Origin of the sequence: Micromonospora sp. NPDC051196 (assembly GCF_040682415.1) — a bacterium.
Lineage (GTDB): Bacteria > Actinomycetota > Actinomycetes > Mycobacteriales > Micromonosporaceae > Micromonospora.
Map to the genome: position 1 here is coordinate 153007 of NZ_JBFBAY010000008.1, position 24686 is coordinate 177692.

The 24686-nt window shown below is 70.7% G+C and carries 22 protein-coding genes; 18 read left to right on the forward strand and 4 right to left on the reverse strand.

The annotated features are described in order from the left end of the window. The first annotated feature begins 113 nt into the window (after positions 1–113). The 3 genes from AB0M35_RS17590 (at position 114) to AB0M35_RS17600 (ending at position 2317) form a co-directional block, all read left to right on the forward strand. Positions 114–1331, forward strand: coding sequence for an ABC transporter permease (locus tag AB0M35_RS17590; protein WP_363746438.1), 1218 nt, complete (start codon positions 114–116; stop codon positions 1329–1331). A gap of 60 nt (positions 1332–1391) precedes the next feature. Then, the gene (locus AB0M35_RS17595; RefSeq protein WP_363746440.1) at positions 1392–1697 is read left to right on the forward strand and encodes a hypothetical protein; all 306 of its coding nucleotides are present in this window, start codon (positions 1392–1394) and stop codon (positions 1695–1697) included. 128 nt (positions 1698–1825) lie between these two features. After that, positions 1826–2317, forward strand: coding sequence for a hypothetical protein (locus AB0M35_RS17600; protein WP_102655978.1), 492 nt, complete (start codon positions 1826–1828; stop codon positions 2315–2317). 56 nt (positions 2318–2373) lie between these two features. Here AB0M35_RS17600 and AB0M35_RS17605 read toward each other — a convergent pair whose 3' ends face one another. Beyond that, complete coding sequence (locus AB0M35_RS17605) at positions 2374–3369, reverse strand: ATP-binding cassette domain-containing protein (RefSeq protein ID WP_363746442.1); 996 nt, start codon at positions 3367–3369, stop codon at positions 2374–2376. A gap of 2 nt (positions 3370–3371) precedes the next feature. On the opposite strand from AB0M35_RS17605, the gene AB0M35_RS17610 reads away from it, so the two are divergent. From AB0M35_RS17610 to AB0M35_RS17625, 4 genes are all read left to right on the forward strand, one after another. After that, the gene (locus AB0M35_RS17610) at positions 3372–4058 is read left to right on the forward strand and encodes an ABC transporter permease (RefSeq protein ID WP_363746444.1); all 687 of its coding nucleotides are present in this window, start codon (positions 3372–3374) and stop codon (positions 4056–4058) included. Positions 4059–4095: 37 nt separating this feature from the next. Continuing rightward, positions 4096–4818, forward strand: coding sequence for an ABC transporter permease (locus tag AB0M35_RS17615; protein ID WP_363746446.1), 723 nt, complete (start codon positions 4096–4098; stop codon positions 4816–4818). 260 nt (positions 4819–5078) lie between these two features. Next, a complete protein-coding gene (locus AB0M35_RS17620) occupies positions 5079–6080 on the forward strand; it encodes a glycine betaine ABC transporter substrate-binding protein (protein WP_363746448.1) in 1002 nt (333 codons plus the stop codon). A gap of 145 nt (positions 6081–6225) precedes the next feature. Next, a complete protein-coding gene (locus AB0M35_RS17625) occupies positions 6226–7866 on the forward strand; it encodes a hypothetical protein (protein WP_363746450.1) in 1641 nt (546 codons plus the stop codon). A 60-nt stretch (positions 7867–7926) separates the two neighbouring features. On the opposite strand, the gene AB0M35_RS17630 is transcribed toward AB0M35_RS17625, so the two are convergent. Both AB0M35_RS17630 and AB0M35_RS17635 read right to left on the reverse strand, forming a co-directional pair. Then, positions 7927–9108, reverse strand: a complete 1182-nt coding sequence (locus AB0M35_RS17630; protein WP_363746452.1) for an NADH-quinone oxidoreductase subunit D — start codon at positions 9106–9108, stop codon at positions 7927–7929. Beyond that, complete coding sequence (locus AB0M35_RS17635) at positions 9077–10369, reverse strand: SAM-dependent methyltransferase (protein WP_363746454.1); 1293 nt, start codon at positions 10367–10369, stop codon at positions 9077–9079. The genes AB0M35_RS17630 and AB0M35_RS17635 overlap by 32 nt, the downstream gene beginning before the upstream one ends. A gap of 138 nt (positions 10370–10507) precedes the next feature. Between AB0M35_RS17635 and AB0M35_RS17640 the strand changes: the two genes are divergently transcribed. The 11 genes from AB0M35_RS17640 (at position 10508) to AB0M35_RS17690 (ending at position 23624) form a co-directional block, all read left to right on the forward strand. Further along, a complete protein-coding gene (locus AB0M35_RS17640; RefSeq protein WP_363746456.1) occupies positions 10508–11464 on the forward strand; it encodes a Rossmann-like and DUF2520 domain-containing protein in 957 nt (318 codons plus the stop codon). Positions 11465–11484: 20 nt separating this feature from the next. Continuing rightward, on the forward strand, positions 11485–12333 hold the full coding sequence (gene panC / locus AB0M35_RS17645) for a pantoate--beta-alanine ligase (RefSeq protein WP_363746458.1): 849 nt from the start codon (positions 11485–11487) through the stop codon (positions 12331–12333). Positions 12334–12362: 29 nt separating this feature from the next. Continuing rightward, positions 12363–12782, forward strand: a complete 420-nt coding sequence (gene panD / locus AB0M35_RS17650) for an aspartate 1-decarboxylase (RefSeq protein ID WP_363746460.1) — start codon at positions 12363–12365, stop codon at positions 12780–12782. A 157-nt stretch (positions 12783–12939) separates the two neighbouring features. Next, on the forward strand, positions 12940–13836 hold the full coding sequence (locus tag AB0M35_RS17655) for a septum formation family protein (RefSeq protein WP_363746462.1): 897 nt from the start codon (positions 12940–12942) through the stop codon (positions 13834–13836). Positions 13837–13897: 61 nt separating this feature from the next. Next, a complete protein-coding gene (locus AB0M35_RS17660; protein WP_363746464.1) occupies positions 13898–15592 on the forward strand; it encodes an L-aspartate oxidase in 1695 nt (564 codons plus the stop codon). A gap of 26 nt (positions 15593–15618) precedes the next feature. After that, positions 15619–16539 (forward strand): carboxylating nicotinate-nucleotide diphosphorylase, encoded by a 921-nt coding sequence (nadC, locus tag AB0M35_RS17665; RefSeq protein WP_363746720.1) that lies wholly within the window; start codon positions 15619–15621, stop codon positions 16537–16539. Positions 16540–16549: 10 nt separating this feature from the next. Next, a complete protein-coding gene (locus tag AB0M35_RS17670) occupies positions 16550–17308 on the forward strand; it encodes a type III pantothenate kinase (RefSeq protein ID WP_203223101.1) in 759 nt (252 codons plus the stop codon). Positions 17309–17583: 275 nt separating this feature from the next. After that, positions 17584–19092, forward strand: a complete 1509-nt coding sequence (gene lysS, locus AB0M35_RS17675; RefSeq protein WP_363746466.1) for a lysine--tRNA ligase — start codon at positions 17584–17586, stop codon at positions 19090–19092. Positions 19093–19207: 115 nt separating this feature from the next. Continuing rightward, on the forward strand, positions 19208–19558 hold the full coding sequence (locus tag AB0M35_RS17680; protein WP_363746468.1) for an Lsr2 family protein: 351 nt from the start codon (positions 19208–19210) through the stop codon (positions 19556–19558). A 480-nt stretch (positions 19559–20038) separates the two neighbouring features. After that, positions 20039–22579: an ATP-dependent Clp protease ATP-binding subunit gene (locus tag AB0M35_RS17685; RefSeq protein WP_363746722.1), complete on the forward strand. Its 2541-nt coding sequence runs from the start codon at positions 20039–20041 to the stop codon at positions 22577–22579. A gap of 394 nt (positions 22580–22973) precedes the next feature. Then, complete coding sequence (locus tag AB0M35_RS17690) at positions 22974–23624, forward strand: C39 family peptidase (protein ID WP_363746470.1); 651 nt, start codon at positions 22974–22976, stop codon at positions 23622–23624. Positions 23625–23718: 94 nt separating this feature from the next. On the opposite strand, the gene AB0M35_RS17695 is transcribed toward AB0M35_RS17690, so the two are convergent. Next, entirely contained in the window at positions 23719–24621 is a 903-nt protein-coding gene (locus tag AB0M35_RS17695; protein ID WP_363746472.1) for an A/G-specific adenine glycosylase, read from the reverse strand. Positions 24622–24686: the final 65 nt, after the last annotated feature.

Here is a 24686-nt window from a genome sequence, read left to right on the forward strand (position 1 = left end):
GGTTACGTCCGGCTGCGGTCGCGGGTACGGTGCCTGCGACCGCAGGGCAAGCGGTCACCACCAATATGCCCTCTCGTCGAAGTAGTCCGGGCGGCCGCTGGAAGGCAGGCATCATGGCGTACGACGAACCAGGCCGGAGTGGGCAGTCGGAGCCGACCCTGGCCGCCCCCGGCGTCGGCGTGGAAACCGTCGCCGACGACCTCCAGAACGGGGAGCCGGGCCGTGACCGGTTCGGGGTCTACGTGCTCTGGGAGACGCTCCTGCTGCTCGGTTTCGGTGCCCTGGTCTACCTGCTCTGGCAGGAGAACCCGGCCGCACTGCGCGGCAGCGGACTGCGCGCCCTCATCGTCGACGTGGTCGCTCTCGGCCTGCTGGCGTTGGCCGCCGGGCTGAGTCTGCGCACCGCCGCGGTCAACCTCGCGATCGGGCCGGTGGCGGTCGCGGCCGGGTTGCACTTCGCCGAGCAGGGCGACCGGGGCCTGCTCGGTGCCGTGGGCACCCCCGCCGCGGTGGCTGCGGTCGGTGGCCTGCTGCTGGGACTGGTGGTCGTGGTACTGCACGTCCCCGGCTGGGCCGCCAGCCTGGGCGGGGCGGCCGGCGTCGTCGTCTACATCGAGCAGCGCGCCGCGCCGGTGCTGGTTCAAGGAGACTACGACCCGCGCGGTATCGCCGGACAGCTTTTCGTGGGCTTTGCCGCGGTCACCGTGATCGGCGGGCTGCTCGGCGCGGTCGGACCGATCCGCCGGCTGGTCGGCCGGTTCCGTCCGGTCGCGGACCCGGCGCGACGGCGCGGCGTGGCGGCGGCCATCGTCACCACCGGCGGGTACGTCTGCTCCACAGTGCTGGCGATGCTCGCGGGCGCCCTGGTCGCTTCGAGCGACGGCACGGTCACGCCGACGGCTGGGCTGGACTGGACCGTGCTGGCCGTCGGTGCGGTGCTGCTGGCCGGCACCAGCGCCTTCGGTCTGCGTGGCGGGGTGTTCGGCACACTGCTGGCGGTCGGCGCAGCCGGCCTGTTCTTCGCGTACGCGCAGGAGCGCGGCTGGACGGTCAGCCGGTGGGCGGTCGGTGGGGCAGCGCTGGCGGTCGGGCTGGTGGTGACCCGGCTGGTCGAGCGGTACGGTCGGCCGGCGGCCGAACCGGCCCGCCCGGTGTCACCGCCGCCGACCGGGGATCCGGCGGGGGCCGGCGGCTGGGCGATGTCACAGCCGGAGCCGGTCGGCGACTGGCCGCCCGCCCTGCCGGCTCAGTCGACCGGCAACCCCACCGATCCGTGGGGCCCGCGCCGGTGGGAGACCAACTCGCCGATCTGGCAGGCCGACGACCGGTGAGCGGCGGTTCTCGCGTGTTGTCGGCGAGCCGAATGTGATCTCGGCGGTTAGGCTCGGCGCATGACCGACACATCATCGAGCTCCGGCGGCCGGTCGTTCGAGGAGTTGGACGTCCTCACCACCGAAGAGCTGCGTGAACAGGCGTTCGCGTTGGCTCGGGAGCGCCGGGACGTGAAGTTCTTCTGGTCGGTGCTCCGGCACCTGCCGAACGCCGACGAAGCTGCCGCGCTCGACGGCGCCCCGAACTCGGTCGGGCCGACGGTCGACGAGGCGGTGGCCCTGTGGCGGGAGATGACCGGCCACGGCTACGAGGAGTCCGCCCCGTTGCTGCGCGCCGCCTTCATCGACTACCTGATGAAGCACTGACCGGAGCCGGCTGAACGCGACGCCCGCGTTCCGAACCGGGCGACATCCGGCGGCCGGCCGGTCCCGGCATACCACCATAAAGCGCGCCGTGCGTTTGCTCATGTCGATCCGCTGGGAACTAGCGGGCCATGGCTCTCACCAATCGATACAAGTCCGCGCCTGGGGCCGGCACGCTCGCCGCGCTCCTGCTCGTCCTGGTCTTCGGCAGCCCCTGGTACGCCGACTGGGCCAGAGACAACACCGATCCCGACAGCGCCGGCGGATGGTTCCTCAGACTGCTCGCCTGGCCCGCCTGGCGGTTCGACTCGTCCGACTCCATTCAGGAGATCATCGCGGCGGACCTGAAGGCGATCCTGCTGGTCGTCCTGACCTTCGTCTTCCTCTACCTGCTCCCGGGTTCCCAGTTGGCCCGCGCTCGGGGCACGCTCAGCCAGTTCTTCGCCGGCTGGGCGGCGTACGTCTTCGCCGCCGCCCTGGCGGCGCTGCTCACCGCGCTGATCCGGTCCAACCCCTCGCTGCTCGGCGCGTTGCAGGCCGCCGGCGACGGTGCGGAGTACGGGCTGTTCACGGGCTGGATCATCGGAATCGCCACGCTGGGTGGCTGGCGGGGCCGTCGCTGACGCCGTGGCCGGCCCGGTGACCCTGGTTTTCCGTGGCCGGCCTGCGGTCCAGTGCCTCAGCCGGTCGGCTCCGCCAGCGCCAGGACGCGTTCCCGGCTGAGCAGTCCGACCGGCCTGCCCTGCTCGGTCACCACGGCCTGCCCGCCGGCCGAGGTGAGCAGCACGGCCAGCGCGTCGTACGCCGAGCCGCCCAGTGCCAGCGCCGGCAGGTCCGCCACACCGTCGCTGGGCAGCGGTGCGAGCACCTCCCGGGTGACCGGGGTGACCACCAGCCGGCGGATGCCCCGATCAGCGCCGACGAACTCGCGGACGAACGGGGTGGCGGGTGCACCGAGCAACGTCGCCGGAGTGTCGTACTGCTCCAGCCGGCCCCCCTCGGAGAGCACCGCGATCCGGTCGCCGAGTCGGACGGCCTCGTCCAGATCGTGGGTCACCAGGACGATGGTCTTGCGTACCTCGGCCTGCAACCGCAGGAACTCCTCCTGAAGCCGGGTACGCACGATCGGGTCGACAGCGGAGAACGGCTCGTCCATCAGCAGGACCACCGGGTCGGCGGCGAGTGCCCGGGCCACACCCACCCGCTGTCGCTGACCACCGGAAAGCTCGTGCGGATAGCGCCGACCGAACTGCGCCGGGTCGAGCCCGACCAACTCCAGCAACTCGTCGACCCGCCGCCGGGCGCGGTCCTTGGCCCAGCCGAGCAGCCGGGGCACCGTGGCCACGTTCGCCGCCACCGTCTGGTGGGGGAACAGCCCGACGTTCTGGATCACGTAGCCGATCCGTCGGCGCAACCGCACCGGATCGGTCCGGGTGACGTCGGAGTCACCGAGCATTATCCGCCCGCTGGTCGGCTCGATCAGCCGGTTGATCATCCGCAGCACGGTCGACTTGCCGCAACCCGACGGGCCGATCAGCACCACCAGTTCGCCCGCGTCGACGTGCAGGCTGAGGTCGCGGACCGCCTCGGTGCCGTCCGGATAACGCTTGCCGATGCCGTCGAGAGTGATCGACGCCGCGCGCTGGCCGTCGTCGGCGGCCGGAGTACCGTCCACGTATGTCCTTCCGCCTGAGCTACCGGGCCGACCCGGGTAACCCGTGGTTCTCCTGGCAGTACGTGCGGGACAACTCTGACACGGTGCTGGCCGCTCTGCGTGACCACACCACCCTCACCCTACGAGCGGTGTTGATCGCCACGCTGATCGCCGTCCCGCTAGCTGTGGTGGCGTACTGGTTCCGGCCGCTCACCGGGCCGATTCTCGCACTCACCGGGGTGCTCTACACCGTCCCGTCGCTGGCCCTGTTCGCGTTCATCGCGCCCTATCTGGGCATCGGCGTCGCGACGGTGCTCAGCGTGGTGGTGCTGTACGCGCTGCTGGTGATCGTCCGCAACACGGTCGCCGGACTCAATCAGGTGCCGGCGGAGGTGCGGGAGGCTGCCAAGGGCATGGGGTACGGCCGCTGGGGCCGGCTGTTGCGGGTCGAGTTGCCGTTGGCCCTGCCCGGCATCCTCACCGGCCTGCGGTTGGCCACGGTCTCCACGGTCGCCCTGATCACCGTCGGTGTGGTGATCGGGCGGGGCGGGCTCGGGCAGATCATCTTCGCCGGGTTCAACAACAACTTCTACAAGGCGCAGATCATGACCGGGACGCTGCTCTGCGTACTGCTGGCACTGGTGCTCGACCTGCTTCTCGTCGGCCTCGGCCGGTTGCTCACCCCATGGCTGCGCGGGCGGGCCGGATGAGGGCCTGGGTCGGTGGCCTGCTCGACCGGAGGTGCCGATGAACCCCGTACAGCAGGCGGTGGTCTGGCTCAACGATCCGCTGAACTGGACGAATCCGGGTGGCATCCTGGACCGGCTCGGCGAGCACGTCACCATCTCCGCCGCCGCGGTGCTGCTGGGCTGCCTGGTGGCCTGGCCGCTGGGGCTGTGGCTGGGCCACACCGGACGGGGTGGCGGGCTGGTCGTACTCGTGTCCAACCTGACCCTGGCGGTGCCCACGCTGGCCCTGCTGACCATCCTCCCGCTGACCTTCCTCGGCTTCGGCCAGCCGGCCGTGGTCGTCGCCCTGGCGGTGTTCGCGGTGCCACCGCTGCTGGCCAACGCGTACACCGGGGTCCGGCAGGTCGATCCGCAGACCCGGGAGGCGGCCCAGGGGATGGGGATGACCGGGTCGCAGGTGCTGCGCCAGGTGGAACTACCACTGGCGATCCCGTACCTGGCCGCCGGCTTCCGGACCGCCGCAGTCCAGGTGGTCGCCACGGCAGCCCTGGCGACCTTCGTAAACGGCGGCGGGCTGGGCGAGATCATCCGACTGGGATTCGGGCTCAGCATCGCGGTGGGCGGCGGCCAGATCCTTGCCGGTGGCCTGCTGGTCGCCGGGCTCGCGGTCAGCGTGGAGCTGATCTTCGGGCTCGTCGAGCGGCTGGTCACCCCACGTCCGTTGCGCCGCGCCCGGCGCGGTGCGGCGCGCCGGGCCGCGGACGCGGTGACCGGTTCCTGAACTGGTCTGCGCAGTGTCGGCCGGGCCGGCAGCGCGTCTCGACGGTGCCGCGGGTGGCACGGTGCCGCCGCACTGCCGACCGATGGTGACGTTCCGGTGACGAACACGCGCAGAAGTTGTCGGTGGCGCTCGGCACGATGTTGGGTGGATCAGCGGGCGGCCGGAGGGCGGGATCGGCGGGATGACCCGCCGCCAGATCGCCGCCCGTCGGACACGCGGCCGGCCCGATCGGGCCGCGCCGGGACACGGAAGGCGGGTTCATGCGCGCAGGTAGAAGACTGTCCATCGCCGTCATCGGTGCCGTCGCTGCGGCAGGTGTGCTGGCGGGCTGCGGCGAGGCCGGCTCGTCCGGCACCGAGGCGCCGCAGCAGTCGGCCGCCAGCGAGGGTTGCGCCCCGGTCGCCGGGGAGCAGTTGATCGCGCTGACGGACGACAAGGCCCTGCAGAACGCCGACAACATCATCCCCGCGATCAACACCAAGGTGGCCACCCCGCAACTCGTCGCGGCGCTCGACAAGGTCTCGGCGGTGCTCGACACCCCGAAACTGGTGCAGCTCAACAAGGCGGTCGACGTGGACCGCAAGAGCGCGCAGGCGGCGGCGCAGGAGTTCAGTTCCGCCAACGGGCTCGCCGACGGTGTCGAGAAGGGCCCGGGCGGGCGGGTCACGGTGGGCGCGGGCAACTTCACCGAAAGCGAGATCATCGCCGAGCTCTACAAGATCCAGTTGACTGCGGCCGGTTACCAGGTGACCGTCCAGCAGATCGGCAACCGGGAACTGTACGAGCCGGCGCTGGAAAAGGGTGAGATCCAGGTCGTCCCGGAGTACGCGGCGACGATGGCCGAGTTCCTCAAGGGCAAGACCGGCGGTGGCAGCGAGCCCGTCTCCTCGCCCGACGTGGAGAAGACCGTCACCGCCCTGCGCGGTCTGGGCGAGCAGGTGGGGCTCAGCTTCGGTCAGCCGGCACAGGCGCAGAACCAGAACGCCTTCGCGGTGACCAAGGAATTCGCCGAGAAGTACGGCGTACGGACGCTGTCCGAGTTCGCCGAGAAGTGCTCGGGTACCGCCACGGTGCTGGGTGGCCCGCCGGAGTGCCAGGAGCGTCCGTTCTGCAAGCCGGGTCTGGAGCAGACCTACGGTCTTTCGGTCGGCTCGTTCTCCTCTCTGGACCAGGGCGGACCGCTGACCAAGACCGGGTTGCGCAACGGCACCATCAGTGTCGGCCTGGTCTTCTCCACCGACGCGGCCTACGCGACGAACTGAGTCGACGGCGCCCTCGGCCGAACTGGCCGGGGGCGCCATGTCGTTGCTGGTCCCGGGGCAGCCGGTGACTGCCGCCGAACTTGACCATCAACAGCTTCCACTGCGCCGTTCCCAGGTAACGCAACTCTCGGTAGGCTGCGGACCCATGCCCGCCCCGGTGCCCACCGATCCGCGCAGCAAGCAACTACTCACCGCCCTTTTCTGGGGTGGGGTGGCGCTGGCCCCGGTCGCGGCGCTGATCCTGCTGGTTGCCGACGGCAACGGTCCACTGCGGTTCGCCGCGGTGCTGGCCATCCTGGCGGTGGTCCTGATCGGGCTCTCCATCACGCTACGCACCGAGGGTGATGGTCAGCAGCACGCCGAGGAACTGCGCGCGGAGATCGACGAACTGCGGCGGGAACTGCGTACCGAGATCGTGGCCGCCGCGCAGCGTGGCAACCAGGCACTGAACGAGGTCCAACGGGTCCAGCAGGCGCTGGCCGGGTTGCGCCGGACGGCGGACGCTGCGGGTGCCTCAGTCGGTGGTGGGGAACCGGTCGGCGGCGGCCGGGCCCGGGTGGCGGCGGCGGAACCCGAGGCACGAGCCCCGATCGGGGAACGGCCCGCCCCGGCTTCCCCGGAAGAGCGGTCCGCCGGTCCCGGCGGGGTCTACGGCTCGGCCCAGCCGGCAAGCCACGGCGTCGGATCGGCCGGCTGGTCCGATGAGGACGAGGCAGGTACCGGTTACGGCACCGAGCGACCGGCTGGTGCGTACCCCGCCGAGCGACCGGCTGGCGCGTACCCCGTTGAACGGTCTGCTGGCGCGTACCCCGAACGTCCGGCGGCGGGCTCCGCCGGGGTCTACGGCGGTGCTGCTGCCCGTCCCGACCAGGAGGCTTCCCGGCCGCTCGGGGTGGTCCGCCACACCGAAACCGTGCACGTCACCACCCGACACACCATCGTGGACGGTGGTGGGGTGGGCGAGTCCGGACCCCGCTATGGCGGCTATGCCGCGCCATGGTCGGCGCATCAGGGGGAACGACCGCGTGGCGGAGACCGCGATGATCGGCCCGCGCCGCGTGAGGAGCCGCCCGCCTACCGTGACGACCGTTCCGCCTACCGTGACGGATCCGGGTACCGCGACGACGGTTCCGGATACCGGGACGAGCGTCCGGGGCGCCGGGACGAGCGCGACTGGGGGGCGTCGCGCGACGAGCGGAGTTGGGGTGACGGTGGACAGCAGTGGGAATCCTCCGCCGAGGTGACACCCGGCCGGTCGCAGCGAGCGGACGACACTGGCGAGTACTGGGCGCAGTTGCGTGCCGGAGACCGCTGGGCCGCCGTACGCGACGACGACCGGGGACGCGAGTTGCGGGTCGGTGAACGGCACGCCGAGGTGAACGCGGACCACTCCGGCACCGAGTACCGGATGGCGGACCGCTGGGCCAGTGTGCGCCGCGACGAGCCACGTCGTGCAGCGGGCGGTGACGAGGGATGGCGGGAAGGCCGGGGCGACTCGGAGGGACGCACGGCCCTGCCTGCTGGCGGCGTGCCGATGCCAGAGGAATGGCGACCACCGCGACAGCGCGAACACCAACCCGAGCCCGTCCGCGGATACCCACCCGAGGCGGTTCGCGGATACCAGCCCGAGCCCGCTCGCGGATACCAGCCCGAGCCGGCTCGGGGATATCAGCCGCAGCCGGCTCACGGTCACCAACCCGAGCCGGAGCCGTACGGCCGACGCCACCGGGCCGAGGACACCGGCTACGGTCAGCCGGTCCAGGACCCGAACAACCGCTGGCGCTGATCGGGTCTCCACGCCATCCGGCATGACCGCCGGGCAGGGCGGGAGGTCACAACGGCCGGATCACTTGTCGATGTCGCCGACCACGAAGAACATCGAGCCGAGGATGGCGATCAGATCCGGCACCAGACAGCCGGGCAGCAGGGTGGCCAGCGCCTGCACGTTCGCGTACGACGCGGTGCGCAGCTTGAGCCGCCAGGGGGTCTTCTCACCCCGGGACACCAGGTAGTAGCCGTTGATGCCGAGCGGGTTCTCCGTCCAGGCGTACGTGTGCCCCTCGGGCGCCTTGAGCACCTTCGGCAGCCGGGTGTTGATCGGCCCGGTGAGCCGGTCGACCCGGTCCAGGCACTGCTCGGCCAGTTCCAGTGAGGCGTACACCTGGTCGAGCAGCACCTCGAAGCGGGCGTGACAGTCGCCGGTGGTGCGGGTGACCACCGGCACGTCGAGCTGGTCATAGGCGAGGTACGGCTCGTCGCGGCGCAGGTCCAGGTCCAGACCGGAGGCTCGGGCGACCGGGCCGGAGGCGCCGAAGGCGGCGGCGTCGGCGGCGGAGAGCACCCCGACACCGACCGTACGGGCCAGGAAGATCTCGTTGCGTCGGATCAGATTGTCCAGGTCGGGCATCCGGCGGCGTACCTCACCGATGGCGGCGCGGGCCCGGCCGGTCCACCCGGACGGGACCTCCTCCTTCAACCCACCGACCCGGTTGAACATGTAGTGGATCCGCCCGCCGGAAACCTCCTCCATCACGGCCTGCAACGTCTCCCGCTCCCGGAAGGCGTAGAACATCGGCGTGATCGCGCCGATCTCCAACGGGTACGAGCCGAGGAACATCAGGTGGTTGAGCACCCGGTTCAGCTCGGCCAGGGCCATCCGCAGCCAGGTCGCCCGCTCCGGCACCTCCATGCCCATCAGCCGTTCCACGGCCAGCACCACGCCCAGCTCGTTGGCGAACGCCGAGAGCCAGTCGTGCCGGTTGGCCAGCACGATGATCTGTCGGTAGTCGCGTACCTCGAACAGCTTCTCGGCACCCCGGTGCATGTACCCGACGATCGGCTCTGCGGCGACCACCCGCTCGCCGTCCAGGACCAGCTTCAGCCGCAGAACGCCGTGCGTGGACGGGTGCTGTGGCCCGATGTTGAGCACCATGTCCGTGCCGAGCTGCTCCCCGCCGGTGCCCGCCACCAGCCCGGCGCCGGTGCCGACGGTCAGCTCACGCAGGTCGCCCGTGGTCATGCCCGCCATCGTGCCATGACCGACCGGTCGCGATGGCGCAGCCCGTCGATCGTTCAGGCCCGGGCCGGGGCAGGCGGTCGGCGGGCAGGCCGACCGGCTGCCACAGCCACCAGTGCCCGCCGAGCCCGGCCGGATCGGTCAGCTCGGCCGCCGCCGACGCCGTGGCCAACGCCCGCACGTACCCGGCCGGGTCGCTGGCGGCCAGGCTCAACGGTGGTCGCCCGCCGTCGGCCCCGAGCGCTCGCAGCCCGTCGCGCTGCGACCCCAGGAGGTACGCACACCGGGCGACCCGCTCACCGGCGGAGGCGACCGAGTCCATGGCCACGTGTGCGGTGACATCGCAGGAACCGTCCGGCACCGGCGGCACCTGCCGCCCACCCCGGTACCCGGTCAACGTCCCGTCGACGGGTCGCCCCGCCCGTAGATGCCCGTAGTCCACCGCCAACGCCAGCCCTCGTTCGACGTGGCTGACCGCGTCCGCCCAGGCTTCATCCCTGGTCCTGCCGATCTCCGCTCGTGCAGTTGGGGTGCGGTCCGTGGAGGTTGCCCGGAAACCCGACCCGGTCGAGCTGTCGAGAGGACTGGGCCACCAGGTGGACAGCCAGTCGAGGTCCGCTCGGCTGAGCGGAGTGCCGATCGTCTCCTCGCCGGAGGTGGGGTCGACGAGAAGGTAGTGCCAGCCGTTTCCGGTGTGCACGGCAAGGTCCAGCGGAACGTTGTCGAGCCACTCGGTGGCCAGGAGCAGACCCGTGAGGCCGGAAGGAATCCGGTCGGTCCAGGTGATCTGTTCGGGAAGGTCGTCGGGGCGCGGAGCCAACTCGACGGCAGTGAACCGTACTCGCTCGGCCAACGGCACCGACCCACCCACGGTGAGACCCGACGCGCAGCTGTCGCCGCCGTACCCCGTCGTGATCTTCAACGGGTTGACGGGCGACGGCCGGTCGGTGGCCGTGGTGGTCGGGGTTTCCGGGGAGCCCGCCCGCGCAGGGATCAAGCCTGACCGCCCGGAGCGGGCGGGCTCCCCGGAAACCCCCACGGACAGCGCCCGAACCAACTCCCCCCGCCCCGCTCCCACGTCCACCACGTCGAAGCGATCAGGGAATCCGAGAACCCCGTCGAGGTGGTGGATCAACCGGAGCAGCGCGTCAGTGAAGACCGGGGAGGCGTGCACGCTGGTGCGGAAGTGCGCCGCCGGACCGGCACCGGAGACGAAGAAGCCGTCCGCGCCGTAGAGCGCCTGCTCCATGGCCTGATGCCAGCGCATTGCCATCAGCTCGGTCCTCGCTTTCGGCGTTCCCACCGCACCGATTCAACGGCGGTGAACGATTTCACACATCCTTGTTTCGGATCCGTGTCCGCGACGCATACTTGCCTCGACCGGTACCCATCTCGAGGACTGGATCGTGACATGAGCGCACCGCTGCGCACGCGCCCGGCTGCCCGTCGGCAGCCCGCGACCGTGCCGTTCGTCACCACCCCTGCTGTGCTCACCGTCGGCGTGATCGGCGCCGGACGGGTCGGCGCCACGCTGGGCGCCGCGCTCGCCGCCGCCGGCCATCGGGTGGTCGCCACCACCGGTAGCTCCGGGGCCTCCCGAGCCCGGGTGGCGTTGTTGCTCCCCACCGTCTCCCGCCGCCGGGCCGCCGAGGTCGCCCGGGCGGCCACCGACCTGCTGTTGATCGCCGTACCCGATGATGCCCTGGCCGGGGTGGTCGCCGGCCTCGCCGCCGAGGGTGTGTTGCGGGCCGGCCAGGTGGTCGCGCACACCTCCGGCGCGCACGGCCTGGGGGTGCTGGCGCCGGCCGCCGCAGCCGGCGCCCACCCGTTGGCGCTGCACCCGGCGATGACCTTCACGGGTGCGCCCGACGACCTCGGCCGGCTGCCGGGCATCTCGTACGGGGTGACGGCGCCGACCGAGTTGCGCCCGCTGGCCGCCCGGCTGGTGGCGGATCTCGGCGGGGTACCCGAGTGGATCGGCGAGTCCGACCGGCCGCTCTATCACGCGGCGCTGGCGCACGGCGCGAACCACCTGGTGACACTGGTCAACGAGGCGGCCGACCGGCTGCGTGACGCCGGTGTGGCCCAGCCCGAGAAGGTGCTCGCCCCGCTGCTGCGGGCTGCGCTGGAGAACGCCCTGCGACTGGGGGACGACGCGCTGACCGGGCCGGTGGCCCGGGGCGACGCGGGCACGGTCGCCCGGCATCTGGCGCAGTTGGCGGCCACCGCACCCGAGTCGGTCGCCGCCTACCTGGCGCTGGCCCGGCGTACCGCCGACCGGGCGATGGCCGCCGGCCGACTGCGGCCGGTGGATGCCGAGCCGCTGCTCGGGGTACTCGACCGGGATCAGAGTGGGGTGGCGGCGTGAGTGGGACGACGATGGATCACGTGACGAAGCTTGTGCACACCCGCGCCGAGTTGGCCGAGGCCCGAGCCGACCTCACCGGAACGGTGGGGGTGGTGATGACCATGGGTGCGCTGCACGAGGGGCACGAGTCGCTGCTGCGGGCGGCCCGGGAGCGCGCCGATCACGTGATCGTGACGATCTTCGTGAACCCGTTGCAGTTCGGCCCGAACGAGGACTTCGACCGCTATCCCCGGACCCTCGATGCTGATCTTGAGGTGTGCCGACGGGCCGGCGCCGACCTGGTCTTCGCCCCGGCGGTACCGGACATGTATCCCGGCGGCGCGTCGCAGGTGCGGGTCAGTCCGGGCCCACTCGGCGAGGACCTGGAGGGGTTGAGCCGGCCGGGCTTCTTCCACGGCGTGCTCACCGTGGTGCTGAAGCTGCTCCAGCTCACCCGCCCGCACCTGACCTTCTTCGGTGAGAAGGACTACCAGCAGTTGACGCTGGTCCGGCGGATGTGCCGGGACCTGGACGTACCGGTCGAGGTGGTCGGCGTACCCACCGTCCGGGAGCCCGACGGGTTGGCGCTGTCCAGCCGCAATCGTTACCTCTCCACCACCGATCGGCAGGTGGCGCTCAATCTGTCGCGGGCGCTGCGGGCCGGTGCCGAGGCCGCCGAGGCGGGCCGCGACGCCGGGGAGGTGCTGACCGCCGCGCACGCTGCCTTCGGTGCCGGTGAACCCGGTGCCCGGCTTGACTACCTGGTCCTCACCGACCCCGAACTGGAGCCGGGGCCGGTCCAGGGACCGGCCCGGCTGCTCGTCGCCGCCTGGGTGGGCCAGACCCGGCTGATCGACAACGCGCCCGTCCTGCTGCACCCGGCGTCCTGACCAGACACATCTGCGCGAAAGGCGTACCGATGTACCGCACCATGCTCAAGTCCAAGATCCACCGGGCCACGGTGACCCAGGCGGATCTGCACTACGTCGGGTCGGTGACCGTCGACGAGGATCTTCTGGACGCCGCCGACCTGCTGCCCGGCGAACAGGTGGCGATCGTGGACATCACCAACGGCGCCCGGCTGGAGACGTACGTGATCCCGGGTCGGCGGGGCAGCGGCGTGATCGGCATCAACGGCGCCGCAGCACACCTGGTGCACCCGGGTGACCTGGTCATCCTGATCTCGTACGGGCAGTTGGACGACGCCGAGGCTCGCACGTACCGCCCCCGGGTGGTGCACGTGGACGCCGACAACAAGGTCGTCGACCTGGGCGCCGACCCGTCGACCGCCGCCCCCGGCACCGCCGGCACCCCCGTCCCCAACCCGCTGTCGGTGTAAGGAAGGGCCCCTTCTTATCGCCTCGTGAGGTAAAAGGGCCCCCTGTTGACACCTGACGCCCGACTACGCCTGGAATCCGGTCTGTCACCGGAAGGTCATTTCTGGTTACGCTGTTGGCGCCGTCGGGGGACGGCCGCTGGCTGGGGGAGGCGGCGTCATGCAGCGTGCGACGAGAACCCTTACCGCGGCCTTCGCCGTCGCGGTGTTGCTGGTGGGCTGCGGCGCGCCGCACGGGCTCGACGGTGACCTGACCGACGACTGGGCGGCTCTGGCCGCGCCCGGCGCGTTCACACCGGCCGCCGAGGTCTGCCACGAGGCGGACTTCGCCGACGCGGTCCCGTTGGCGGCGTACGCACCGGTGGACTGCGCCGAGCCGCACCGGGTGGAGACCGTGCACGTCGGCGCCTTTCCCGGCGGACGCAGTGAGCCACCGCCGATCGCCTCACCCGAGTTGCGTACCGCCTTCGCCGACTGCGACCAACGGACCACGGGTTACGTCGGGGAGAACTGGCGGGCCGGCCGGCTACGGCTGGCGGTCGCGGTCCCCTCCGGGGCGGGCTGGGCCGCCGGGTCGCGTTGGTACCGCTGCGACCTGATGGAGGTGACCACCGCCGAGGCGGGAGCCAAGGTGGTGACCCGCAGCGGCTCGCTGCGCAACGCCCTGCGGCCACCGTCACCGCTCTGGTTGGGCTGTCAGCAGGCGCGTACCGACCGGTCCGGGGTGGTGCAGGCTCTGGTGCCGGTGGACTGTGCCGAGCGCCACGACGCCGAGTTCGCCGGGGTGTGGCAGGCACCCGATCGCCCGTACCCGACGCGCAGCGCGCAGTGGGCGCCGTTCTACGCCGGCTGCCGTACGGTGCTCGCCCGGTACACCGGTCTACCGGACGACAGCGACCTGGTCTTCCGCAGTGACCTGGTGGTTCGCCCGCCCAGCGCCGGGCGGTGGCGGGTCGGCGACCGGGGCGTGCGTTGCTATCTCTGGCTGAGCGACCGGAAGGTGACCGGCTCGCTCAAGGGGGTCGGCCCGGCGGGCCTACCGGTTCGGACGAAGTAGCGGGAACCACTCGTCGCGCCCCCGCCGCCCGAGCCGAGTGACGTTCGGGTTGACTGAGGGCATGGAGTTACCGACCGTCGGCCTGCCGGCCCTGCCCCGCCTGCTGTCCGCTCCGGCGCCGGGCTGGGTGGAGACCACCGACGTGATCGTGGTCGGCTCCGGGGTGGCCGGGCTGACCGCCGCGCTGCACCTGCGCGAGGCCGGCCTGCACGTCACCGTGGTCACCAAGGTGAACATCGACGAGGGCTCGACGCGCTGGGCCCAGGGCGGCATCGCGGCGGTGCTCGACCCGGCGGACACCCCGGCGATGCACGCCTCCGACACCGAGATCGCTGGCGTGGAGCTGTGCGATCCGGCGGCGGTGCGAGTACTGGTGGAGGAGGGGCCGACTCGGCTGCGGGAACTCATGCGGATCGGCGCCGCGTTCGACCGCAACCCGGACGGCTCGTTGATGCTCACCCGGGAAGGCGGGCACCGGGCGGACCGCATCGTGCACGCCGGCGGCGACGCGACCGGCGCCGAGGTCCAGCGGGCCCTGCACGAGGCCGTCCGTCGTGACCCGTGGATCCGGCTGGTCGAGCACGCGCTGGTGTTGGATCTGCTCCGCGCCCCCGGTGACGGCTCCGACGAGCTCGGTAGGGCGTGCGGCATCACCCTGCACGTGCTCGGTGAGGGCAGTGAGGACGGCGTGGGCGCCATCCTGAGCCGGGCCGTGGTGCTGGCCACCGGCGGGCTGGGCCAGGTTTTCGCGGCGACCACCAACCCTGCGGTCTCCACCGGTGACGGAGTGGCCCTGGCGATGCGGGCCGGTGCCGCCGTCACCGACGTGGAGTTCGTCCAGTTCCACCCGACCGCGCTGATCGTGCCGGAGCACGCTCGGATGCCCGGCGCAGGCCACGCCCAGCAGCCGCTGGTCTCCGAGGCGCTGCGGGGCGAGGGGGCGCATCTGGTGGACGCCGACGGCAAGCGGTTCATGCTCGGTCAGCACGAACTGGCGGAGCTGGCCCCCCGGGACGTGGTCGCCAAGGGCATCCACCGGGTGCTGCTGGCCACCGGTGACGACCACGTCTACCTCGATGCCCGCCATCTCGGTGGCGACTTCCTGGCCCGCCGGTTCCCCACCATCGTGGCGTCGTGCCGGGCCATCGGGGTGGACCCGGGCAACGACCTGATCCCGGTGGCGCCGGCCGCGCACTACGCTTCCGGCGGGGTCCGTACCGATCTGCACGGCCGCACCTCGATCCCCGGCCTGTACGCCTGCGGCGAGGTCGCCTGCACCGGTGTGCACGGCGCGAATCGGCTGGCCAGCAACTCTCTGCTGGAAGGGCTGGTCTTCTCCCGGCGGATCGCCGACCACATCGCCGCCGGACTGCCCGAGCAGGCCCGACCGGCCGACACCGGGGCCTGGCGCGGGGGCGCCGGCTGGGTGCTGCCGGCTGCGGCCACACCCGTCCTGCAACGGGCGATGACCCGGGGCGCGGGCGTGCTCCGCTCGTCCGCCACGCTCGCCGGGACCGCTGCCGAACTGGTCGAGCTGGGCGTGGGTCGCGGTACGCCCCGTACCGCCGACTGGGAGGCGACGAACCTGCTCACGGTGGCGACCATGCTGGTCGCCGCCGCGTACGCCCGGCAGGAGACGCGGGGCTGTCACTGGCGGGAGGACCATCCGGTGGCCGACGAGCGGTGGCACGGCCACCTGGTCGGCGCGATCGCAGCGGAGAACCAGTTGACCATGCGGTGGGAGGAAACGCGATGAGCGAGTTGACGGCGGGACGGGCCGGCATGAGCACCGCGACCGAGGGATTGCTGCGCGCGGCCGGGCTGGAGCCGGATCAGGTGCGCAGGATCGTCGAGACCGCGCTGGTCGAGGACCTCGGGCCGGACCTGCTCGACGTCACCAGCGTGGCGACCATCCCGGCGACGCAGACCGACACTGCCGACGTGGTGGCTCGGGCCGACGGAGTGGTGGCCGGGCTGGCCGTGGCCGCCGCCGTCTTCGAGCTGGCCGCAGAACTGACCGGCGCCGGCCGTACCGTCGAGGTGTCGGTGGTGGCCCGCGACGGTGCGCGGGTGGCCCGCGGCGACGTGCTGGCCACGGTGACCGGCCCCACCCGGGTGCTGCTCACCGGCGAACGCACCGCACTCAACTTGCTCAGCCGGATGTCCGGGGTGGCCACCCACACCCGAGCCTGGGCGGACGCGCTGGCCGGCAGCAAGGCGATGGTCCTCGACACCCGCAAGACCACGCCTGGCCTGCGGGTCCTGGAGAAGTACGCGGTCCGCGCCGGCGGCGGCACGAACAAGCGGATGGGCCTGCACGACGTCGCCATGATCAAGGACAACCACAAGTACGCCGCCGGCGGGATCACCGCCGCCTACCGGCGGGTACGCGAGGCCTTCCCGGACGTACCGGTGCAGGTGGAGGTGGACACCCTCGCCGAGGCGGTGGAGGCGATCGAGGCCGGTGCGCGCTTCCTGCTGCTGGACAACATGTCCCCGCAGCTGCTCACCGAGGTGGTGGCGGTTGTCGGTGACCGGGCCGAGCTGGAGGCGACCGGCGGACTGACCCTCGCCGACGCCGCCGAGGTCGGGGCGACCGGCGTGGACTTCCTCTCCGTCGGTGCGCTCACCCACTCCTCGCCGATCCTGGACATCGCCCTGGACCTGCGTACGAAAGTGAGCCCGGCGGGGACGGCCGTCTAGGCTGCGTGGCGTGCTGCTCTGCATCGACATCGGGAACACCAACACCGTGCTGGCGACCTTCGACGGCGACCAGTTGGTGCACTCCTGGCGGATCAAGACCGACGCCCGCTCGACCGCCGACGAGCTGGGCCTGATGTTCCGGGGACTGCTCGCCGGGGACGCCGTGGAGATCACCGGTGTGGCGGCCTGCTCGACCGTACCGGCCGCGCTGCGCTCGCTGCGGACCATGCTGACCCGCTACTACGGGGAGCTGCCGAGCGTGATCGTGGAGCCGGGGGTGCGCACCGGCGTGCAACTGGCCATCGACAACCCGAAGGAGGTCGGCTCCGACCGGGTGGTCAACACGCTGGCCGCGTACAGCCTCTACGGTGGCCCGTCGATCGTGGTCGACTTCGGTACCACCACCAACTTCGACGTGATCAGTGGTCGCGGGGAATTCCTCGGCGGCGCGTTCGCGCCCGGCATCGAGATCTCCTTCGACGCGCTGGCGGCCCGCGCCGCCCAGCTACGCAAGGTCGAGGCGACCAAACCGCGCTCGGTGATCGGCAAGAACACCGTGGAATGCCTCCAGGCGGGGCTCTACTTCGGCTTCGCCGGTCAGGTGGACCGGATCGTCGAGCGGATGGCCGAGGAGATGGGCGAGCTGAAGGCGGTCATCGCCACGGGTGGGCTGGCGCCGCTGGTGCTCAACGAGTGCCGGACGATCACGCATCACGAGCCGATGATCACGTTGATGGGGTTGCGCATGGTTTATGAGCGGAACGTCTGATTCGTTTGGTTGCGCTTGGGGGTTTCCGGGGAGGTTGTCGCGGTGGGGTTTCCGGGCAGCCCGACCGGCTCCGGGCGGTCAGGCTTGATCCCTGCGCCGGTCGGGCTGCCCGGAAACCCGTCGTGAGGGCGGTTCGTCCGTTCCTTGCGTGTTGGGGTCTTGGGGGTGCTGGTGGGGTGGGTCATGGGGGCGGGCTATCCGGTAACGGGCGATCGGGGGCTTGAGTACGCTCTGGGCTTGACCCCGCCCGAATTCTCCCTCTGAGGAAGCGTGCCGTGACCCAGCAGAGCCCCGTACCAGTCGACCCCGCCGACGACCTTCCCGAGCAAATGAAGGTCCGCCGGGAGAAGCGGGAGCGGATGCTCGCCGACGGCGTCGAGCCGTACCCGGTCAGCTTCCCGCGTACCAGCACGCTGGCCGAGGTGCGGGAGCGCTACGCGGAACTGCCCACCGACACCGCGACCGGCGACCGGGTCTCGGTCACCGGCCGGGTGATTTTCGTACGGAACACGGGCAAGCTCTGCTTCGCCACCCTGCGGGACGGGGATGGCACGGAACTGCAGGCCATGCTGTCGCTGGACCGGGTCGGTGCGGAGCGACTGGACGACTGGAAGCGCCTGATCGACCTCGGTGACCTCGTGGGCATCACCGGCGAGGTGATCACCAGCCGCCGGGGTGAGCTTTCGGTGCTCGCCGAGCAGTGGGCGGTCACCGCCAAGGCGCTGCGCCCACTGCCGGTGGCACACAAGCCGCTCAGCGAGGAAGCCCGGGTTCGGCAGCGTTACGTCGACCTGATCGTCCGTCCCCAGGCACGCCAGATGGTGCGTACCCGGGCGGCCGCCGTGCGTAGCCTGCGGGATTTCCTGCACGGTCAGGGATTCATCGAGGTGGAGACGCCGATGCTGCAGTTGCTGCACGGTGGTGCGGCAGCCCGGCCTTTCGTGACCCACAGCAATGCGCTAGACACCGACCTGTATCTACGAATCGCGCCGGAACTGTTTCTCAAGCGCGCCGTGGTGGGTGGTGTCGAGCGAGTGTTCGAGATCAACCGTAACTTCCGTAATGAGGGCATCGACTCTTCGCACTCGCCGGAGTTCGCGATGCTCGAGGCGTACCAGGCGTACGGCGACTACAACACGATGGCCGAGTTGACCCGAAATCTCGTACAGCAGGCAGCGGTCACGGCGACCGGCTCGACCGTGGTGACGCACGCCGACGGTCAGGAGTTCGACCTCGGCGGCGAGTGGCGTTCGGTAAGTCTCTTCGGTGTGCTTTCCGAGGCGCTCGGCGAGGAGGTTACCGTCCGCACCGAACGAGCCCGTCTCGTCGAGTATGCGGACAAGGTCGGCGTGAGCGTCGACCCCAAGTGGGGGCCCGGCAAGTTGGCCGAGGAGCTGTTCGAGGAACTGGTCGTGCCGGGGCTTCAGGCGCCCACCTTCGTGCGCGACTACCCGGAGGAGACCAGCCCGCTCACCCGGGGACACCGCAGTGAGCCGGGCGTCGCGGAGAAGTGGGACCTGTATGTGTTCGGGTTCGAGTTGGCCACCGCTTACTCGGAGTTGGTGGACCCGGTGGTGCAGCGGGAACGACTGCTCGCCCAGGCGCAACTGGCCGCTCGGGGGGACGACGAGGCGATGCGGCTGGACGAGGACTTTCTCCGGGCGATGGAGTACGGAATGCCACCGGCCGGCGGCATGGGAATGGGAATCGATCGGCTCCTGATGGCGCTGACCGGCCTGGGAATTCGGGAAACCATCCTGTTCCCGTTGGTTCGCCCCGAGTAGTCACTTCGAAACTCGCCGACTCGTTACCGCATCCTATTGACGCGACAAGCATCTCACGGGTTATTGTTGCTCTCGCAGATGGCAGTATCAGCCCTGCTCGAAAGGAATGTGGGACGTGGCCAAGCAGATCATTCACAAGCTGGTCGATGACCTGGACGGCGGGGACGCGGACGAGACCGTCAAGTTCGCGCTCGACGGTGTTCAGTACGAGATCGACCTGTCGAGTTCCAACGCCGACAAATTGCGTGATGCATTCTCGCAGTACATCGCCCACGGCACCAAGGTGGGTCGTGGCGGTGTGGTCGTCGGTGGGCGTGCCGCCCGTGGTCGGGGTGGCGCGACCGCCGACCGCGAGCAGAACAAGGCCATCCGGGCCTGGGCTCGCAAGGCCGGCAAGGACATCTCCGACCGGGGTCGGATCCCGCAGGAGATCGTCGACGAGTACCACGCCAAGGCGGGGCACTGAGACGACCCTGCGAAGGTCATCGGCCGACGCCGGCCCGGAGAAGCCTCCGGGCCGGCGTCGGCGTCTTCAGGCGGGTGCTGCCGGTCGCTGTGGTCTGTGGTCGTCGTCGGGACTAATCCCGACGGGACGGGCGTTGTCCACAGCCGGTGGATGTGTTGTCCACATCCTGTGGATGGCGTCGGAAGGGATGCCGTCCGGTCTCCGGGGCTCCTTCGTGCGCCGTCCCGGTGGCTTGCGGCTGCCGGCCGAATTTCGCTCTGCGCGTACAGACCCCCCGCCCGGAACACCCGTTGAGCGCGGAGGGTTGTGCAAAACGACGCGTACCGGGCCTACGGCCCAGACACACGAGGTCAGCCGAGCCGGTTCGCGGCGATAGAGTAATGAGGCGCGTACGCCCGTCCCGGGCGCTCGCGCACCGGCCCCGCCGAGAGTCTTGACCACCAAGATCGAGTGCGCACGGCACGTGAGGAGCACGAGGGCATGTTCGAGCGGTTCACCGACCGAGCGCGACGGGTTGTCGTCCTGGCCCAGGAAGAGGCCCGGATGCTCAACCACAACTACATCGGTACGGAACACATCCTGTTGGGCCTGATCCACGAGGGTGAGGGCGTCGCGGCCAAGGCACTGGAGAGCCTCGGGATCTCCCTGGAGGGCGTCCGCCAGCAGGTGGAGGAGATCATCGGCCAGGGCCAGCAGGCACCGAGCGGGCACATCCCGTTCACGCCGCGGGCCAAGAAGGTGCTGGAGCTGTCGCTGCGCGAGGCGCTTCAGCTCGGCCACAACTACATCGGCACCGAGCACATCCTGCTCGGCCTGATCCGTGAGGGTGAGGGCGTCGCCGCCCAGGTGCTGGTCAAGCTCGGCGCCGACCTGAACCGGGTCCGCCAGCAGGTGATCCAGCTGCTCTCCGGCTACCAGGGCAAGGAGCCGGCCGCGGCGGGCACCGCGCCGGGTGAGGCCGCGCCGTCGACCAGCTTGGTGCTGGACCAGTTCGGTCGGAACCTGACCCAGGCGGCCCGCGAGGGCAAGCTCGACCCGGTGATCGGCCGGGAGAAGGAAATCGAGCGGGTGATGCAGGTGCTCTCCCGCCGTACCAAGAACAACCCGGTCCTGATCGGTGAGCCCGGCGTCGGCAAGACCGCCGTGGTCGAGGGGCTGTCCCAGAAGATCATCAAGGGCGAGGTGCCCGAGACGCTCAAGGACAAGCAGCTCTACACGCTCGACCTGGGCGCGCTGGTGGCCGGCTCCCGTTACCGCGGTGACTTCGAGGAGCGCCTGAAGAAGGTGCTCAAGGAGATCCGCACCCGTGGTGACATCATCCTGTTCATCGACGAGATCCACACCCTGGTGGGTGCGGGTGCCGCCGAGGGCGCGATCGACGCGGCGAGCATCCTGAAGCCGATGCTGGCCCGTGGCGAGCTGCAGACCATCGGCGCGACCACCCTCGACGAGTACCGCAAGCACCTGGAGAAGGACGCGGCGCTGGAGCGCCGGTTCCAGCCGATCCAGGTGGGTGAGCCGTCGCTGGCGCACACCATCGAGATCCTCAAGGGCCTGCGCGACCGTTACGAGGCGCACCACCGGGTGAGCATCACCGACGCCGCGCTGGTGGCTGCCGCGACGCTGGCCGACCGGTACATCTCCGACCGGTTCCTGCCGGACAAGGCGATCGACCTCATCGACGAGGCGGGCGCCCGGATGCGGATCCGCCGGATGACCGCGCCGCCGGACCTGCGTGACTTCGACGAGCGCATCGCCCAGGTGCGCCGCGACAAGGAGTCCGCGATCGACGCGCAGGACTTCGAGCGCGCCGCCCAGCTGCGCGACAAGGAGAAGCAGCTGCTGGGCCAGAAGGCGCAGCGGGAGAAGGAGTGGAAGGCCGGTGACCTGGACGTCGTCAGCGAGGTCGACGACGAGCAGATCGCCGAGGTGTTGGGCAACTGGACGGGCATCCCGGTCTACAAGCTGACCGAGGAGGAGACCTCGCGCCTGCTGCGCATGGAGGACGAGCTGCACAAGCGCGTCATCGGCCAGGAGGACGCGGTCAGGGCGGTTTCGAAGGCCATCCGGCGTACCCGGGCCGGCCTGAAGGACCCGAAGCGTCCGTCCGGCTCGTTCATCTTCGCCGGCCCGTCGGGTGTGGGTAAGACCGAGCTGTCCAAGGCGCTCGCCGAGTTCCTGTTCGGCAGCGAGGACGCCCTCATCCAGCTGGACATGTCCGAGTTCCACGACCGCTACACGGTCTCCCGGCTCGTCGGTGCCCCTCCCGGCTACGTCGGCTACGACGAGGGTGGGCAGCTGACCGAGAAGGTGCGGCGTCGGCCGTTCTCGGTGGTGCTGTTCGACGAGATCGAGAAGGCCCACCCGGACGTGTTCAACACGCTGCTCCAGATTCTGGAGGACGGTCGGCTCACCGACGGTCAGGGTCGGATCGTGGACTTCAAGAACACGGTCATCATCCTGACCACCAACCTGGGCACCCGGGACGTGGCCAAGGCGGTCTCGCTGGGCTTCCAGGCGTCGGAGGACTCCGACTCGAACTACGACCGGATGAAGCAGAAGGTCAACGACGAGCTCAAGCAGCACTTCCGGCCTGAGTTCCTCAACCGGATCGACGACACCATCGTCTTCCACCAGCTGCGTCAGCAGGAGATCCTGTCGATCGTTGACATCATGATCGCCCGCATCGAGACTCAGCTGCGGAACAAGGACATGGGTCTCGAACTGACCGACAACGCCAAGAAGTACCTGGCCGCCAAGGGCTTCGACCCGGTGCTGGGCGCGCGGCCGCTGCGTCGCACGATCCAGCGCGACATCGAGGACAACCTCTCCGAGCGGATCCTGTTCAACGAGCTGACCCCGGGTCAGATCGTGGTGGTGGACTGCGAGGGCGACCCGAACGACATCGACAAGTCCAAGCTCGTCTTCCAGGGCTCCGAGCGGCCGGTCGACGTGCCGGACGCCGTCCCGGCTGATCTCGGTGGTACCGCTACCACCGGTGCGGACGAGACAGCAGCCTGAGTCCTACCAGCTCACATCGACGCCGGCCCGGTGGCATCTGCCACCGGGCCGGCGTCTTTCCTGCGTCGCGGCATTGAAACCGGATTCTGATCGGCACCCGTGTCATACCGGACAAATTGACAGGCTGGCCCCATGGGCGGGCAGACGTTCCGAGGCGTCGGTCAGAGCCGCCAAACTTGTGGTGGCGGTCACGGTTTGCCAGGGCATGTGCGCCCACCAGCAGCGGTTGTACGAGGGGTACGCGACGGCACCCACCGGGTGAGGCCGTTGCCGTCCGACAGCCGCCTTGCCGAATGACGCCGAGGCATGCTGCTACTTCCCTCCGACGCGATTCGCACCCCCTCGCACCCCTCCCCTTTTCCGGGTGTCGTGTCGATCCCCGAGATGGAAGGCGATGACCATGACGACTCTGATCTACAAGGCCGCCCTGACCGTCGCCGGTGCCGTTGTCGCTGGTGGAGTGGTCGCCGGTCCGACCGGCGCAGTCGCCGCTTCCCCGAACGCCAGCCAGCAGGCCGCCGACCGCGGTCACGCCAAGGGTGAGCGGCAGCTCAAGGTGCGCTATCAGGCGCAGCCCAACTACTACTACTGTGGCCCGGCCGCAGTGCGCAACGCGCTGACGGCCATGGACAAGGACGTCCCGCAGGACGAGTTGGCCCGGGAGATGGGCACCACCGAGCGGGGCACCGACTCCGCGTACGACATCACCAAGGCGCTCAACGAGCGGGTCGGCAAGGACGTCTACCGCACGGTGGAGATCCCCGGCCGGGCCGCTGACGGTGCCGAGACCGATCGGTTGCGGGCCGACATCGTCCGCGCGGTCGACGAGGGGCGCAGTGTGGTAGCCAACGTCGCCGGTACGGCGCTCGACCTCGACGGCGGGACGCACTCCTTCGAGGGCGGGCATTACGTCTCGGTGACCGGCTACCGGGACGGCGGCGCCCAGGCGAAGATCGCTGACTCCGCCGACCCGGCGAAGGCCGAGTACTGGATCGGCATCGAGGCGTTGGCCGACTGGGTCGCCACCCGCGGCTACTCCGCCTGACCCGTCAGCCGCCTGATCCGCTAGCCGTCTGATCCGCCAGACATGCAGGGCCGGCCTCCACCCGGAGGCCGGCCCTGACGCGTCGGATCCGGGCTCAGTTCGGGACGGGTGCCGGTGGGCCGTCGCCGATCAGGCGGAAGGACGCCTCGCCGACCGGCTCGACCAGGCCGTCGGTGATCAGGCCGGCCAGCGCCCGAGCCCGTTGCACGTCGTCGGCCCAGACCTGGTCCAGGCGCTGGTGCGGCACCGGGCCGGTCGCCTCCCGGAGTACCCCGAGCAGCAGGCCGCGGACCTGGCGGTCGGTGCCCGCGTACCGCTGGGGCCGGCGGGTCGGCCCGGCCGGGGCGACCCGCCCCGAGGCGCGCCAGGCGCAGATCGCCTCCACCGGGCAGGCCGTGCAGCGCGGCGACCGGGCGGTGCAGATCACCGCCCCAAGTTCCATGATCGCCGCGCTGGCCAGCGCGGCGGCAGCCGGCTCGACGGGCAGCAGTTCCTCAGTCGCGACCAGGTCGTCGGGCCGGGTCGTCGGGCCGGCGTCCGGCTCTCCGGCCACTGCGCGGCAGACCACCCGGCGTACGTTGGTGTCGACCACCGGGTGCCGCTGACCGTACGCGAAGGCAGCCACCGCCCGGGCGGTGTACGTGCCGACACCGGGTAGGGCGAGCAACTGCTCCAGTCGGTCCGGCACCGCACCGCCGTGCCGCTCCACGATCGCCACCGCGCATTCGCGCAGCCGTACGGCGCGGCGCGGATAGCCGAGCCGCCCCCACATGCGAATCGCCTCGGCCGGGCTGTCCTGGGCCAGGGCGGCCGGTGTCGGCCAGCGGTCCAGCCACGCCTGCCAGGCGGGCAGCACCCGGATTACCGGGGTCTGCTGGAGCATGACCTCGCTGACCAGGATCGCCCACGGGCTCACGTCGGGTTTGCGCCAGGGCAGGTCCCGGGCATTGCGTTCGTACCACCGGCTCACCTGTCCGGCGAAGGTCGATTCCGTCATCGCGCCGCTGATGATGTCACGCGCGTCGGTTCCGCCGATTGGACACCTCCGGGCGGGCCGTGGCC